This is a genomic window from Dolichospermum sp. UHCC 0406 (assembly GCF_009712025.1).
GTDB lineage: Bacteria > Cyanobacteriota > Cyanobacteriia > Cyanobacteriales > Nostocaceae > Dolichospermum > Dolichospermum lemmermannii.
On record NZ_VILA01000026.1, the window covers coordinates 182249 to 195291 of the forward strand.

Here is a 13043-nt window from a genome sequence, read left to right on the forward strand (position 1 = left end):
TCAGGATGTATTGTTAACCATGGATTTTATCACCATTTTAGGATTAGTTGCAGGTGGATTAACCACTATTGCCTTTTTACCGCAAATGTTGCAAATATGGCGCACAAAATCAGCGAAAGATGTTTCTTATGTGATGCTCATTGTCTTCATGAGTGGTTTGTTTCTGTGGTTAGTCTATGGGATTATCCTCGGTGCTTTCCCAGTTATTCTCGCCAACGCGGTGACATTATGTTTTAACTTGATTATTCTATGGCTTAAAATTAAATATAGATAACTCTACTAAAAAAACTGTGACATCATCTGTATTTAACTCTGAACGCCTTCTGTTTACGCCCGCAACCCCCAATCACGATGCTATTCCCGTAATTTTCGCCTTTCCTAATGAGTATACGGTGGGGATAACTAGTCTGGGTTATCAGGTGGTATGGGCGACTCTGGCTATGCGTGAGGATTTGCAGGTAAGTCGCTTATTTACTGATATTCGGGAACAACTTCCTAGACATCCAGAATTATTAGGTTTTTCTATGTCTTGGGAATTAGATTATGTGAATATTTTTAATCTTTTGGAATCTTTAGAAATTCCGATTCGGGCTAATTCTCGCAATCAAAATCATCCTTTAATTTTTGGTGGTGGACCAGTTTTAACGGCTAACCCTGAACCTTATGCGGAGTTTTTTGATGTGATTTTATTGGGAGATGGTGAAAATCTGCTGGGTGATTTTATAGATACTTATAAAAAAGTCAGAAATGCTGATAGAGAAACTCAGTTAAGAACTTTAGCCCAAGTTCCGGGAATTTATATTCCTAGTTTATATGTAATTGAATATATCACACCAGATGGGGAAATAAAATCAATTAATCCTATTTCATCGGAAATTCCGCCAATTATCCAAAAGCAAACTTATCGAGGAAATACTCTTTCTGCTTCTACTGTTGTCACAGAAAAAGCTGCTTGGGAAAATATTTATATGGTGGAAGTGGTGCGAAGTTGTCCCGAAATGTGCCGCTTTTGTTTAGCGAGTTATTTAACTTTGCCTTTTAGAACTGCGAGTTTAGAAAATTCTTTAATTCCGGGAATTGAACGGGGTTTAAAAGTTACAAATCGTTTGGGTTTGTTGGGGGCTTCTGTTACTCAACATCCAGAATTTACAGAATTACTAGATTATATTAGTCAACCAAAATATGATGATGTCCGGTTAAGTGTCGCGTCGGTGAGAACCAATACAGTTACAGTTAAATTAGCTGAAACTTTGGCAAAACGCGATACAAGATCATTAACAATTGCTGTCGAAAGTGGTTCGGAAAAAGTGCGGAAAATTGTCAATAAAAAATTGGATAATGATGAAATTATCCAAGCAGCTATCAATGCAAAAGCTGGTGGTTTGTCTAGTTTAAAACTCTATGGAATGGTGGGAATTCCTGGGGAAGAAGCAGAAGATATAGACGCAACTGTAAAAATGATGCAAAGTGTCAAAAAAGCTGCGCCTGGTTTACGGTTAACGTTGGGCTGTAGCACATTTGTACCCAAGTCACATACACCATTTCAATGGTTTGGGGTTAATAAGCAAGCAGAAAAGCGGTTACAGTTATTACAAAAGCAAATTAAACCCCAAGGGATAGAATTTCGACCAGAAAGCTATAATTGGTCAATTATACAGGCTTTGTTGTCGAGAGGCGATCGCCGACTTTCTCAATTATTAGAATTAACCCGCGATTTTGGTGACTCTTTGGGAAGTTACAAACGGGCTTTTAAACAACTAAAAGGACAAATTCCCGACTTAGATTTTTATGTTCATAGTAATTGGTCAACTGAGAAAATTCTACCTTGGAATCACTTGCATGGACCATTACCTCAGTCTACACTAATTAAACATTTAGCAGAAGCTACCAACTCAGAATTAAATCATCAATAATGCACACAGATACAATATTCTATCAAATCTTCCTCACCTTCCATACTCTATTATTTGAACTACTGGGACAACCCCCAGAAAATGCGGCAGGTTATCAATTTACTTCTGTAGAAGTCAAAGAAAAAGCCTTTCGATTTGATGGGATATTCATGCCAAATAGTGAAGAAAAACCCATTTATTTTGTCGAGGTGCAATTTCAAAACAAACCAGAGTTTTACTGGGAATTAATTACAGAGATAAATATTTATCTTAATCAATATAAACCCGAACAAGATTGGCAAGCGGTAGCTTTATTTGCGAAACGGAGTTTGGATGTAGAGAAATTAACTAATTACCAACAAGAATTAGTCAATAGTGGTCGAATCAAACGAATTTATTTAGATGAAATACCATCAGGGTCAATAGGGATGGGATTAATTGAATTAATTGTCAGTAAAGAAAACCAATCACAGGAATTGGTGAAAAACTTGATGACAAGAACAAAGACAGAAGTTAGCAATGATAGTGAAAGACAAGGTATTATAGAATTACTGGAAAGTGTTTTGATGTCAAAGTTTTCACAATTAAGTCGTCAGGAGATAGAAGCCATGTTTTTAGTGAGTGATATTAAGCAAACAAGGGTATATCAAGAGGCAAAGGAGGAAGGTGAGAAAAACTTACTGCTGCGTCAGTTATCTAAAAGATTTGGAAAATTGGGAGATGCGTATATCAAAAGCATCAACAGCTTGACAATAGCACAGCTAGAAGACCTGGGAGAAGCATTATTAGATTTTGGAGAAATTAGCGACCTGGAACAATGGCTAAAATCTCACACAGAATCATAGATTTAGATAGTTTACAAATGACCCAAATTATTACTCAAGTAGACGCTTTCACTAATACTCCATTCAAAGGAAATCCTGCGGCTGTATGTGTTTTAGATAGTCCACAATCTGAAGCATGGATGCAAAATATCGCTCAGGAGATGAACTTATCAGAAACCGCTTTTTTAATTAAACAAGATGACGGTTTCAATTTGCGCTGGTTCACTCCGACAGTAGAAGTTCCCCTGTGTGGACACGCTACCTTGGCCAGCGCTCATGTATTATGGTCACAAGGGCATTTATTACCAAATCAAGAAGCGCGTTTTTATACAAAAAGTGGTGTACTTGCAGCGAAACTAGAAAATGATTGGATTCAGTTAGATTTTCCGGTGAATCTTTCTCAAGCTGTAGAATCACCTCCAGAATTAAGTCAAGTTTTAGGAGTGAATTGTAAATCTGTTGTCCAAAATTCTCTCGGCTATTTAGTAGAAGTAGAATCTGAGCAATTAATCAGAGAAATGCAGCCGAATTTCCAACAAATGAAAACTCTCACTAAGGCTGATATTATCGTTACTAGCATTGCTGATTCTGACTCGGAATATGATTTTGTCTCCCGCTTTTTTGCCCCCACTTTAGGGATTAATGAAGATCCGGTAACAGGTGCGGCACATTGTTGTTTAGCCCCATTTTGGCGGGATAAATTGGGAAAAGATGAATTTTTAGCCTATCAAGCTTCTAGTCGGGGTGGAGTAGTCAAAGTGTACTATCCTGGAGCAAACCGCGTCTTTATATCTGGACAAGCTGTAACAGTAATCCAAGGAAAATTAACTATAGGTTAAGAATATATGATATCCCGCAGATCCCCGACTTCTTAAAGAAGTCGGAGATCTTAGTAGACAAGGATTAAGTTAATATTTGTAATTAAATTTTTAGATTTCAGATGACACTTATCGGGCATTATTGACGGTGAACCTCCTTTAATGCAGGAAGTTGAGCAGTAAATAAATTGAGGTTTCCATTTTTTATAGGTGATAATGTTAGTAATACCGTCCTAAAGAGGGATGGTGATTTGATAAAAATGTTAGAGTTCAGAAGGAGAAATCCCTGTAAATACTGAATTTTTACATAAATTAACCCATACTAAAAACTCAAAAAATGACCATTAACCGTGCAGCTAATAGAAATTTACTTCAAAAATCAGATTGGCCTGTAAAAGATTTACCAGGATTGAGTGCAGAAGATCAAGCTCAATTAAAGAATTGTGGCATTAATACCACAGAAGAATTAATTAATAGAGGAAAAACTCCAGAAGAGAGAATAGTATTAGCGGGTAAATTACAGGTAAATATCCATTCTGTGAATAAATGGGTTGTTTTGGCAGGTTTAGCCCGTGTTCCCAGTGTAGGAACTCAGTATTGCGGTATATTGCTTCACTCTGGGGTTATTTCCATAGCCCAATTAGCCCAAACTCCGACTCACAGATTACATAGACAAGTTATGCGTTTGCAAGTAGCAACATTGCATAACCGGGATTTGTGTCCAGCAGTTGAATTAGTCCAACAGTGGAGTCATCAAGCGCAAGCAATGGGTAATTAGTCAGTAGGGGCGAAGCATTTGGAAGATAAATTATCGGTCATTGTCAAAAATAGTTCTCCAAATGCTTCGCCCGTACAGTGGTCAGTAGGGGCGAAGCATTTGGAAGATAAATTATCGGTCATTGCCAAAAATAGTTCTCCAAATGCTTCGCCCGTACAGTGGTAAGTAGGGGCGAAGCATTTGGAAGATAAATTATCGGTCATTGCCAAAAATAGTTCTCCAAATGCTTCGCCCGTACAGTGGTCAGTGGTAATAATTATTATTGCCTCTTGCCTCTTGCCTCTTGCGTCCTGCCTATTCTTTTGCTAAGACACCGTTAAGGAAAATATCCGCTAGTCCCTCCGCCATTTTTTGCATTTCTTGGGGGGAGGCGTTGGGTTCTATGAGGGTATGATCGGAGAAACCGGCGATCGCAAATAAACCTAAAAAAACTTTAGCTCCAAGTTTGGCATCCATCTGACGATAGATGCCTTTATCTATTGCGGTTTGAAAAAATGCTTCAGCAACGGCTGTCATTTTATCAATAACTTCTGTTTGAATGCGATCGCGCAAATCTGGATGAAATTGGACTTCCATAAAGCAAACGCGCATGATATCGGCGTTTTTTTGTAAATTCCACATCCGCCGGCGCATAACTTGATCGATCGCCTTATAGCTACCCATTTCGCTGAGTTCTGTCAGCAAATCTGTGAGAATATCTACCCAGCCGCTAGTAGCTACTTCCACCAAAATTGCTTTTTTATTGGCAAAATGACGAAAGAGAGTTCCTTCAGCTACCCCTGCGGTTTGTGCTAAATCACGGGTTGTAGTTCCCTCGAACCCTTTGGCTGCAAACAATCGTTGTGCTGCTTGCAAAATGCGTGTACGCGTCTGCATTTCTGATGATGGAGGAGAACTAAAAATCCGCATGGTAGTTATTTTGATATATTTAAAACAAGATTCGTAGCCCTATTGTGGAACATCAAATGCTAAAAATACAAAAAGCTTAATAGAAGATAACTCTCTTTTTGTTAAGTAGTCTATTTCTCAAGTAATGTAAATTTACTTTAACTTTTGCTTATGCACCAGACAATTTTAAATTTCTTCATGGGTAACGTTAAAAATTCCCCATTCCGGCGGCTATTAGCCACCACTTTGGCATTAATGGTATTTAGTGGAGGATTGATCCCAGAAACAGCTTTAGCCCTGCAAAAATCCCCAAATTCCATTCAACCTTATCTAGAACAAGTAATTAATCGTCTCACTGAATTTCGCCTGGATAATGGACTGAAATTCATCGTTTTAGAAAGACATCAAGCCCCAGTAGTTTCCTTTCTCACCTATGCTGATGTCGGTGGAATTGATGAACCAGATGGACAAACAGGAGTAGCCCACTTTCTTGAACATCTAGCATTTAAAGGCACAAAACGCATCGGGACTACAGACTATAAAGCCGAAGCACCACTTTTAGCCAAGTTAGAACAGTTAGATAACCAAATCAAAACTGCAAAAACTAATAGTAAAAAAGATGAAATAGCGCGGTTAGAAACTGAATTTAAATCAGTAGAATCCCAAGCCATCAAATTAGTTAAACAAAACGAAATGGGGCAAATTGTTGAACAATCTGGAGGTGTGGGCTTAAATGCAACTACTTCCTCCGAAGCTACTCGCTATTTTTACAGTTTTCCAGCCAATAAATTAGAATTGTGGATGTCTTTAGAATCAGATCGCTTTTTAGATCCTGTATTTCGGGAATTCTATCAAGAAAAAGAAGTAATTTTGGAAGAAAGACGGCTGCGAGTGGAAAATTCTCCTATCGGCCAAATGGTGGAAAAATTCATAGATGCTGCTTTCAAAGTTCATCCTTACCGCCGACCGGTAATCGGTTATGATCAAGATATTCGCAACTTAACACCAGAGAATGTTAAGAAGTTTTTTGATGCTTATTATGCTCCCAGTAATTTAACAATTGCGATTGTGGGAGATGTCAACCCTGCGGAAGTGAAAAAACTGGCACAAACTTATTTTGGGCGTTATGCAGCTAAACCCAAACCCCAACAAAAACTACCTGTAGAACCCCAACAAACTGCCACCAGGGAAGTTACTTTAGAATTAGCTACTCAACCTTGGTATTTAGAAGGTTATCATCGTCCTGCTGTGACTGATCCTGATAATGCAGTTTATGAAATAATTGGCAGTTTATTGAGTGACGGCAGAACATCAAGACTGTTTAAGTCTTTGGTAGAAAAACAAAGTTTAGCCCTAAATGCTCAAGGTTCTAGTGGCTTTCCAGGGGATAAATATCCTAATCTCATCTTCTTTTATGCTCTCACATCTCCTGGAAAAACAGTCGATCAAGTAGCGATCGCTTTACGCCAAGAAATTGATAAGTTGAAAACAGAACCTGTATCTGCGGTGGAATTAGCCAGAATAAAAACCCAAGCAAGAGCCGGATTATTACGCAGCCTTGATTCTAACTCAGGCATGGCACAACAGTTGTTGGAATATGAAGTCAAAACCGGTTCTTGGCGCAATTTATTTGGGCAATTAGAAAAAATTGCCGCAGTCACTCCTGAAGATATTCAAAGAGTAGCCAAGGCAACATTTACGCCAGAAAATCGCATAGTTGGGAAGTTGTTATCAAAACAACCAGGATAGTACCGCAGGGCGGAATTAAAAATTAATAATTAAAAATTAAAAAAGCAAATTATCCCAGCTTTTTGGAGATTTTTAATAATTTGTTGATTTACGCCGTGTTGTCCTAAAAATTCTTAAATTCAAAAAGGATTAATCTTTCAATCCTGAACCAAAATTGCAGACAAATATGTTGAGGTTAGATTTGAAAAGCAAAAAATTCCAGTTTGCTAAGGGACAAAAATTTGTTTTCACATTGGTGATTGTTGTTGCTTGTTTGCTCGTAAATTTGAATTTTTCTTGGGCAGCAACAACAGCAAAGCATTACGATGAGTTAAAATTTGCCCCCGTTTCCGCAATTAAATTACCCAAGTATGAGCGATATGCACTTAAAAATGGCTTGGTAGTTTATTTGATGGAAGATCATGAATTACCATTGGTAACAGGTACAGCATTGATCAGAACAGGTAGCCGTTGGGAACAACCCGAAAAAGCAGGTTTAGCTAGTTTGGTGGGTTCTACATTGCGAAGTGGTGGCACTAAAAAGCATTCCGCTGATGAATTAAATGAGATATTAGAACAACGGGCTGCGTCTGTGGAAACAGATATGGGAGAAGCTGCTGGTAGTGCTAGTTTTGAAGCCCTGAGTGAAGATCTAGAAATGGCATTTGGGCTATTTAGTGAGGTATTACGAGAACCGGCTTTTGCACAGGAAAAGTTGGATTTGGATAAAACTCAAATTCGGGGTGGTATTGCTCGTCGCAATGATAACCCTAATAGTATTGCCAGTCGAGAGTTGAGAAAATTAATTTATGGGCAAGAAAGTCCCTACTCCCGAACTGTTGAGTATGCAACTCTTGATAAAATTTCCCGTGATGATTTGCTGAAATTTTATCAACAGTATTTTCACCCCAATCAGATCATTTTAGGGATTGTGGGTGATTTTAATTCTCAAAAAATGCGATCGCTCATTCAAGCCAAGTTTGGTGATTGGAAAGCAAATACTCAAATTGCTAAAACCCCATTACCACAAGTCACACAAGCTAATTTAGGCGGTGTATTTTCTGTTAATCAACCCCAACTCACCCAAAGTAGCGTTTTAATTGGTCATTTGGGTGGAAAATTCGACAATCCTGATTATCCAGCTTTGGATGTCATGAATGGCGTATTAAATGGCTTTGGGGGACGTTTATTTAATGAATTGCGATCGCGTCAAGGATTAGCTTACTCTGTATATGGAATGTGGAGTCCCCGTTTCGACTACCCCGGAACATTCCTAGCTGGAGGACAAACCCGCACCGAAACCACAGTTCAATTCATCAAATCCCTGGAAACAGAAATTAAACGGTTACAAACTGCAAATATCACAACCCAAGAATTAAATAAAGCCAAAGACTCTACACTCAACTCCTTTGTTTTCAACTTTCAAGATCCTAGCCAAACATTATCTAGATTAATGCGATACGAATATTATGGTTATCCCGCTGATTTCCTATTTCGTTATCAAAAAGCCATTACTGCTACTACAGCAGCAGATGTTAAACGGGTGGCACAGAAATACCTGAAACCAGAGAATTTAGTGACTTTAGTAGTCGGAAATCAAGCTGCTATGAAACAACCATTAACTGATTTAGCAGCCAAGGTAACATCAATAGATATTACCATTCCCGGCACTCAACCAGCAGCTAGGAATTAATAGAATTTAATTTAGATCCCCGACTTCTTAAAGAAGTCGGGGATCTGGTTGTTTTTGTTATTAATTTAAAATAGTTCTTCCTCGTCAATTATATGATAACACACTGAAAATTTTTTGTCAACACCATAAAATCACTTTTTTCCGGTTGGTGTTTTTGTGTTAGCCAGAGGGTGGGTTAGCTTGCACCTTAACCCACCAACAACTGATTTCGCAAACCCTACGGACTTACTTGAGGATTTTTGGAGTTATTTTTTTCCTTCTCTAAAAGCTCCTCAACTGCATGAAAATCAGACCAGACAGTTGCACCGTGTTCATAGTTATCAATCCCCACCTTATCAGCTTCAGGATTAACACGCAGCTTACCAATAGCATTGAGTCCAGTGAACATTAAAAAGGCAAAAGCAATAGTAAAAACTGATGTTGCAACTACGCCCAAAATCTGCACACCCAGCAAATCAAAACCACCACCTAAAAACAGTCCAGCTTTTTTATTCAAAGTCAGTTCTGGTTGACCTAAAAAACCAACTGCCAGTGTACCCATCATGCCATTAATACCATGAACAGAAAATGCTCCCGCAGGATCATCAATTTTGCACGCTTCAATAATATCAATACCCAAAACTACTAAAATTCCCCCAGTTAAACCAATCACAACCGCCGCCCAAGGTGCTATAAAAGCACAACCAGCGGTAATACCTACCAAACCTGCCAAAGAACCATTCAGACAATAGACTAAATCCCATTTACGTGAACGACTATATTGATAAAACATCGCCGCTAACGCCCCAGCCCCAGCCCCCAGGGACGTATTCAGGGTGATTAAACCAATTAAGCCAGGATTACCAGTACCAAGGGTTGAACCGGGGTTAAAGCCATACCAGCCAAACCAGAGAATCATCGTTCCCAAAGCTGCCAAACCTAAGTTATGGGCTGGAGGAATCTGCCCCCAAGGAGTTCGTCCAGGGCGTGGCCCAAGTAAAAAAGCACCAACTAAAGCTGTCCAACCCCCAACGGTGTGAACTACCGTACTACCAGCAAAGTCATGAAAACCAATTTTCGCTAACCAGCCACTGGAGTTCCATACCCAATGTACAACTACGGGATAGCTGAATGCAGCCATGATGGCACTATAAATTAAATCACCGATAAAGTCCGTTCTCCCAGCCATTGCCCCGGTAGTAATTGTACTGGCAGTAGCAGCAAAGGCAAACTGAAAGAAGAACAAAGTATAAGCATTGAGTCCAGAAGCGATTCCGGGAACACCACCATTGGTAAAAGCACCATTAACGGGTAATTGACTCAAGAAAAAGGTATCTGTACCAATAAACCCACCAGCACTCGTACCAAAGGCAATGCCAAAACCCACACCCCACCAGATGAGAATGGTGACAGCGGCATCAATAAAGTTTTCCAATAGGGCATTTACTACACCTCTTCGGCGCAGCAAACCTGCCTCTAACATCGAAAATCCAGTCTGCATGAAGAATACTAAAAAGCCTGTGAGTAGTACCCAGGTAGTATCAATGGAAATTTGTAATTGTTTGGTTGTTGCGTCTAATGATTCCAGTGTCACAGGATCTGCGGCATGGACAACTGTGGGCGCGAAAATTGCCAAGACCATTGAACCTATAGCTAGTGCTAGAAGGCGATATAAGGGGCGAATACGTTTATTCATTGCTGTTTTTCCGGCTAGAAAAGCTCTAATTAAGTTAGGCTTTTTATCTGATGTTGATGGTTGTAAATCTGTTATGTCTGTTCAATATGGTTATCAAAAATAAACATAGAACAATAACAGAAACTTATTTGATAATTCCTGCTTTTAGTTAAGTGGAATATTTATCAACTTGAATTACATAATAAATCAGAATTAAATTCTGACTTCTGAATTATTTCTTCATAAAGCTGGTTAATTCTCTATTTAATGAGAAAAAATATTCTGTATCATAAAATACATTTTTTGTAATTAGGATAAATTATTCACTCTGCAAAAATACAGAAAGCTTGTGTATTCTTGACAATATCAGCATTTGCTGTGATTTGGATCTCTTAATTACGCCTGAAATCCTTTATATACAAAAATCTGATATTTATTGCGTAAATATATATGTAGTAATTATATATACATCTGCTCCAGTCTAATATCTATTTGTGGTAAAATTTGGGACAGTAAATTAGCTAGATTTCAGGGTTTGATATGTGCAGTTCCCAAGCATCATACCGTGGAGTAGTACAAGCTCAAGGAGATGATATAACAAAGAAAGGAGGATACACCAGTTCTTGGGCAGAAGATAAACCTGTTACTGATGAAGAGGGATTATCATTTCTTGCTAAGATTGAAGGGGAATGTAGCGACTCTCAAAAAGCACAAAGAAAAAATCCTTTTAAGAGAGCTAGACGTTTCGTTGAGAATGCCAGTAAACAAGGTGGTGTCGGACCCGAGTCCCAACCTCCATCATTTCAAGATCCTAAGCGTACAGTTGGCAATGCTCGTGTTGACATTGAAATTCGCTGCGGTATCACTTTTATTCCTACACAACAAGCAGAATGACAACTACTCTCACTAAAGTACAACAATTTTTAGACTCTGGCGATCGCGACGGAGCGAGAGAGGAAGTTGCAAAAATATCTGTTAATCTAAAAAAAGTAGATGAGACTGTTCGAGATTTTGCAACCTTGCTTGCATTAGGATCTCAGCAAATTGTAGAAATAGGTTTGGGAGTGTTGGGACGTGAACTTCTTAAAAAAGCTTCAGAAGAAGTCAACAATAATGTAATTTGGTTATTTCTCGCATCAATATTATCTCGACATAACATAACTTCTGATAGTCCATTAAGGATTAGTATTATTGGGCTTATATCTTGTATTAAAGATTGGGAATTACCTATTTTTGCCTTATTAAGTCCTGCACTAGATTCTTTTTTAAAGGTGAGTCTTTTTGAAAAAAATTCTCTTATTTCTGAACAAACTCTAGATTTTATATCTACTTGGGGAGAAAATTATGCAAAAGCTCCTCGCACAAGAAAGCAACTTAGAGAGTTTAAATCTCTGACTCAATCAGTATTAGATAAAGTAGATGATTTGGATATAAAAGAAGAATGGGCTGAAGGGCTGGAGAAATTTTTGCAAATAGGCAGACAAAAGAAATACAATAAATACTCATATCAATGTATTGGGTCAGATATTAGTAATTTACTCAAAACAATCTATAATCCTGCAATCTTAAATTCGGATACAGGTGCAAGTTATTATAAAGTGCAAGACAATATATGGCGATTAATTACTTCATGTCTTGCTTCATGGGGAACAATTGTTTATGGTAATGGCCTATCAATTGCAGTTCGTATGTATAGCCCTGAAAAAACAGAATCTCAGCCAGTTTTCCTTGATGAGTTAGCGCGACCATTTAGAGAAATCGAATATATGGCTGGTCATAATATAAGAGAAATTACACCATTTATATCAACACAGATAATACTAGAATCAGGGATAATCATTTTTTACATGGATCTAAAATCTAAGCAATCAAATTTTCTTGCTGAGGAGATTAAATCACTTTATGATGGAAAAGCTGAGGAGATTAAATCACTTTATAATGGAAAGCATGAAGAGAATAGAAGCAAACTGCGAATAAATTTAGCCATTTCTACTAATGCTCTAAAATTTGATTTTGATAACTTTATCTCTACCGAAAAGGTTCACGAATTTGTTGAAAATTCGACTTCGATAACTCTATCTTTACAGAAAATATCACCAACTTTTACGAGGTTAGTTCAGTTAATTAATTTGAGATAATATAGTACACCACTAACCACCTGATTATAAATCAATTAAGCCACATTAATCAATTGTTCTAAAGATTTAGCTAAAGGTAAAGGCTTTCCATATTCTTGATATTCAGCAATTAACATTTCTATCACTTCCTGAGCATTTTTCACAGCTTCTTCATAAGTATCACCATGAGTATGATATTTTTGAGTAGGAAATTCAGGTAAATGAACTAAATAACATTTATCTTCACTACTCCATTGAATAATGATAGTATAAGGTAAATTCATTCTTCTGACTCCTCCTCTTGAATTGATTTTAATTTAGCTAATTTTTCGTTAACTTCTTTTTCTATATATAGTTTAGCATCATCTCCATCTTTGCCAGAGATGGTAATAGGATCTTCTGGTAATAAAGGATGATACCAACGGGTATGACTTCCTTTTGCACAACGGTAAATAAACCCAGCTTTTTTGAGTAAACTTTTTAATTCTCTGATTTTTTTCGGCATTTTTCCACGGAAATATTATTAAGGTATATGAATTGACGTTAATTTGATACCAATCAGTAATGGGAAACTCTGACGAAAGATCCTGAAAGCTAACTATATTTCATATTTCCTGGCATAAGTTATAAATAGTAATGATGCTTTGTGCA

15 protein-coding genes are annotated in these 13043 nt (G+C 37.7%); 11 read left to right on the forward strand and 4 right to left on the reverse strand.

Going from position 1 to position 13043, the window contains the following annotated elements; translation table 11 throughout:
* Positions 1-19: 19 nt before the first annotated feature.
* From FJR09_RS21050 to FJR09_RS26015, 7 genes are all read left to right on the forward strand, one after another.
* Positions 20-274, forward strand: coding sequence for a SemiSWEET transporter (locus FJR09_RS21050; protein WP_015080604.1), 255 nt, complete (start codon positions 20-22; stop codon positions 272-274).
* A gap of 16 nt (positions 275-290) precedes the next feature.
* Entirely contained in the window at positions 291-1913 is a 1623-nt protein-coding gene (locus FJR09_RS21055; RefSeq protein WP_168653062.1) for a radical SAM protein, read from the forward strand.
* On the forward strand, positions 1913-2737 hold the full coding sequence (locus FJR09_RS21060; RefSeq protein ID WP_168653063.1) for a DUF2887 domain-containing protein: 825 nt from the start codon (positions 1913-1915) through the stop codon (positions 2735-2737). Before FJR09_RS21055 ends, FJR09_RS21060 begins: the two co-directional genes overlap by 1 nt.
* A 17-nt stretch (positions 2738-2754) precedes the next feature.
* The gene (locus tag FJR09_RS21065) at positions 2755-3555 is read left to right on the forward strand and encodes a PhzF family phenazine biosynthesis protein (RefSeq protein ID WP_015080607.1); all 801 of its coding nucleotides are present in this window, start codon (positions 2755-2757) and stop codon (positions 3553-3555) included.
* 316 nt (positions 3556-3871) lie between these two features.
* Entirely contained in the window at positions 3872-4312 is a 441-nt protein-coding gene (locus tag FJR09_RS21070; protein ID WP_015080608.1) for a DUF4332 domain-containing protein, read from the forward strand.
* 18 nt (positions 4313-4330) lie between these two features.
* Positions 4331-4477 carry a hypothetical protein gene (locus FJR09_RS25560; protein ID WP_174783361.1) on the forward strand — a complete coding sequence of 49 codons (147 nt, stop codon included), beginning with the start codon at positions 4331-4333 and terminating at the stop codon, positions 4475-4477.
* 15 nt (positions 4478-4492) lie between these two features.
* Entirely contained in the window at positions 4493-4621 is a 129-nt protein-coding gene (locus FJR09_RS26015) for a hypothetical protein (RefSeq protein WP_256370278.1), read from the forward strand.
* Here the strand turns inward: FJR09_RS26015 and FJR09_RS21080 are convergent.
* Positions 4607-5221, reverse strand: coding sequence for a TetR/AcrR family transcriptional regulator (locus tag FJR09_RS21080; RefSeq protein WP_015080609.1), 615 nt, complete (start codon positions 5219-5221; stop codon positions 4607-4609). The two genes, FJR09_RS26015 and FJR09_RS21080, sit on opposite strands and share 15 nt — an antisense overlap.
* 150 nt (positions 5222-5371) lie before the next feature.
* Between FJR09_RS21080 and FJR09_RS21085 the strand changes: the two genes are divergently transcribed.
* Positions 5372-6949 carry a pitrilysin family protein gene (locus tag FJR09_RS21085; protein WP_015080610.1) on the forward strand — a complete coding sequence of 526 codons (1578 nt, stop codon included), beginning with the start codon at positions 5372-5374 and terminating at the stop codon, positions 6947-6949.
* A gap of 166 nt (positions 6950-7115) precedes the next feature.
* A complete protein-coding gene (locus FJR09_RS21090; RefSeq protein WP_015080611.1) occupies positions 7116-8621 on the forward strand; it encodes a pitrilysin family protein in 1506 nt (501 codons plus the stop codon).
* A 217-nt stretch (positions 8622-8838) separates the two neighbouring features.
* On the opposite strand, the gene FJR09_RS21095 is transcribed toward FJR09_RS21090, so the two are convergent.
* Positions 8839-10296, reverse strand: coding sequence for an ammonium transporter (locus tag FJR09_RS21095; protein WP_168652484.1), 1458 nt, complete (start codon positions 10294-10296; stop codon positions 8839-8841).
* Between the two features lie 519 nt (positions 10297-10815).
* Here FJR09_RS21095 and FJR09_RS21100 point away from each other — a divergent pair.
* Positions 10816-11169 (forward strand): hypothetical protein, encoded by a 354-nt coding sequence (locus FJR09_RS21100; RefSeq protein ID WP_015080613.1) that lies wholly within the window; start codon positions 10816-10818, stop codon positions 11167-11169.
* The gene (locus FJR09_RS24845; protein WP_217356968.1) at positions 11166-12413 is read left to right on the forward strand and encodes a hypothetical protein; all 1248 of its coding nucleotides are present in this window, start codon (positions 11166-11168) and stop codon (positions 12411-12413) included. The genes FJR09_RS21100 and FJR09_RS24845 overlap by 4 nt, the downstream gene beginning before the upstream one ends.
* A gap of 35 nt (positions 12414-12448) precedes the next feature.
* Here FJR09_RS24845 and FJR09_RS21110 read toward each other — a convergent pair whose 3' ends face one another.
* Positions 12449-12676 carry a type II toxin-antitoxin system HicB family antitoxin gene (locus FJR09_RS21110; RefSeq protein ID WP_168633284.1) on the reverse strand — a complete coding sequence of 76 codons (228 nt, stop codon included), beginning with the start codon at positions 12674-12676 and terminating at the stop codon, positions 12449-12451.
* Positions 12673-12897, reverse strand: a complete 225-nt coding sequence (locus tag FJR09_RS21115; RefSeq protein ID WP_168633285.1) for a type II toxin-antitoxin system HicA family toxin — start codon at positions 12895-12897, stop codon at positions 12673-12675. The genes FJR09_RS21110 and FJR09_RS21115 overlap by 4 nt, the downstream gene beginning before the upstream one ends.
* Positions 12898-13043: the final 146 nt, after the last annotated feature.